Origin of the sequence: Mucilaginibacter flavus (genome assembly GCF_030409315.1) — a bacterium.
Taxonomy (GTDB): Bacteria; Bacteroidota; Bacteroidia; order Sphingobacteriales; family Sphingobacteriaceae; genus Mucilaginibacter; species Mucilaginibacter flavus.
The window spans coordinates 1-2,387 of record NZ_JAUFPS010000063.1 but is presented as its reverse complement, the minus strand read 5'-3'; the positions used below and the strand labels follow the sequence as shown (position 1 = coordinate 2,387).

Here is a 2,387-nt window from a genome sequence, read left to right as displayed (position 1 = left end):
TGGTAGTGTCTCAGTTTGAAAATTAAATTTATTTTTTTATTTCTTACTTTTGTTTCATGTCAAAGGGAGAAAAGAAAAAAAAAGATATCAATCAGGTGGCTAAGTTTATTGTAGATAAAGCCACTGAGGATAAAAATACAAAACAGGCATCAACTAACATGTGCGTTTCTTCAAACAAGAAATAGTTCAGTTTGATTTGTTCCTCATTTTTTCGTTAAATCTTGCTTCTTTATCAATTTCTAATTGAAGAAATCCTGCCCATATTATAAATATGGCGTATCCTACTGGAATAAAATACACTATCCATTCTGGTATCCTACTAAAATAAAGGTGTTTTCTTTCGTCGAAATTGAGCATGAAGAAAATATGTGATGTTATTAAGGCAGATAAGAACATCCAAGCTAAAGTCATCTTTGTCATAATGGCTACCTGAAAGAGACAACGACTTGTGTTGGCGAAATTGGCTCTCTGCTGATATGCCAGTAGTATATTATACCATCCTTGTGGGCGTACATCATTTTATAATCCCAGTAGTTATAATTGACTTGTGGAGCATATACATGGTGGGCGTATATTAAAACTTGTCCTCCGGCACCGTCATCTGCGGTTCTTGCGGGTGGTCCCCACGACATTATGAGTTTGTTTGTGGGTTGTCCTATCCATGAATTCATTATTTTTTGCTGGCTTGCGCAGCTACACAATAAGATTGATAAAAGGGCGGTAAATAAGATCAGGTGTCGCATAAGGAGAGCTATAAAGGGTTTAAATGCCTTTAGCCCCTGCCTGGCGGTTATTAAATAAGAAGCGTGGGGCCTCACCGGACAGCAGGCACGACCAAGCGCCTATATACGAGTGATATTCCCCACGCTGTTGCGTACGGCAAGTCTCGGCTCGTATAGTTCGGGTGTTGTAATTTGGTCGTTTCGCTGCCCTGAACGAGTTCGCTTGAAATAAAACCAAATATAGTATTCATACCTGTAACTTACCGGTGAATTATTATAAAAAATGTTAATAACTTTTGACATATTGAATATCCTCCGATAAAATACTTTATTACAAATACTTATAAAAACACAGGGGAGTTACAGGTATGTTACCGGTAAGTAAATTACGTTAAGTGCTTGATTTTTATTTTGTTAACTAAACTCTTTTGCTTTATATTCGTTTTTTAGTTAGTTAATTATTGAAAAATGTAGTATTTAAAAAAGACATAAAAAGAAAAAGCCCTCTGAGTTTGGCGACACAAGGGCTTTGACTTTAGGACATAAATGGGGGCATTTAGGTTAACTACAAGGGACTCGACATTCTATGTAGGTGGGTTCGATACCCACATGCTCCACCTTTTGCTTATTCAAGCATAAGAAACAAGTAAACTCGCTGTAAGGGCGTTGATTAGGGACGGAGACCGTGAAGGTTAAGCCGTCCTCTCTTGTTTTCTTTTGCTTATTCAAACATAAGCAAAAATGCTGCCGCTGTCAAGTGCAAAAATGCTACGCACTTTATTTTGCTTATGAATAGACTTCCAATTTCTAAAAGAGTTCAAATAATAAATTTATTGGTAGAAGGCATGAGCCTTCGCGCAACATCTAGAATAGCTGACGTTAGTATAAATACAGTTACAAAGTTGTTAGTTGATGTTGGTAAGGGGTGTTTAGATTTTCATGACGCTACCGTGCACCATATAAAATCAAAGAGAGTTGAATGCGATGAGATCTGGTCATTTGTTTACTCAAAGAACAAAAATACTGCAGAACAGGATAAGGGTCATAAAGCTGGTGATGTTTGGACGTGGGTAGGAATTGATCGTGAAACCAAACTCGTTTTATCTTGGTATGTGGGTAACAGAGATGCAGAATCTGCCTATGAATTAATGAAAGATATTAAAAGCAGATTAAGAACGAGAGCTCAAATGACTACGGACGGATTTAAGCCCTATTTAGAGGCTGTTAGCGAAGCCTTTGGATCGCGGGTAGACTTCGCTCAGTTGGTAAAAATTTATGGAACAAATGCAGAAGATAATACTACTGAAAGCAATGACAAAAGAAAACGATATAAAGGCGCAAAGAAAGTAAGGGTGCAAGGTAAACCGGATAAAAAATACATATCTACCAGCATGATAGAGCGGCAGAATTTAACTATGCGGATGCACATGAGACGATTTACCAGGAAAACAAATGCTTTTTCAAAGAAAGTTGAAAATCATTGTTTGGCCATAGCGCTTCATTTTGTTTATTATAACTTTGCTAAAATTCATACATCACTACGGGTAACACCGGCAATGGAAGCTGGATTAGCTAAAGACATAATGACTCTGGAAGAAATTGTTAGATTGGCAAAATAAAATCAAACTGAGACACTACCATAAAATCAAACTGAGACACTACCAA

At 37.1% G+C, this 2,387-nt stretch carries 3 protein-coding genes and 1 tRNA gene; 3 read left to right on the top strand and 1 reads right to left on the bottom strand.

From position 1 onward, the window contains the following. Positions 1-56: 56 nt before the first annotated feature. Positions 57-185 carry a hypothetical protein gene (locus QWZ17_RS23360; RefSeq protein ID WP_290307737.1) on the top strand — a complete coding sequence of 43 codons (129 nt, stop codon included), beginning with the start codon at positions 57-59 and terminating at the stop codon, positions 183-185. Positions 186-425: 240 nt separating this feature from the next. Here QWZ17_RS23360 and QWZ17_RS23355 read toward each other — a convergent pair whose 3' ends face one another. Further along, complete coding sequence (locus QWZ17_RS23355; RefSeq protein WP_290307736.1) at positions 426-632, bottom strand: hypothetical protein; 207 nt, start codon at positions 630-632, stop codon at positions 426-428. A gap of 639 nt (positions 633-1,271) precedes the next feature. On the opposite strand from QWZ17_RS23355, the gene QWZ17_RS23350 reads away from it, so the two are divergent. Together QWZ17_RS23350 and QWZ17_RS23345 are read left to right on the top strand one after the other, a co-directional pair. Continuing rightward, a tRNA-OTHER gene (locus QWZ17_RS23350) sits at positions 1,272-1,339 on the top strand. A 171-nt stretch (positions 1,340-1,510) separates the two neighbouring features. After that, a complete protein-coding gene (locus QWZ17_RS23345) occupies positions 1,511-2,341 on the top strand; it encodes an IS1 family transposase (RefSeq protein ID WP_290307735.1) in 831 nt (276 codons plus the stop codon). Positions 2,342-2,387: the final 46 nt, after the last annotated feature.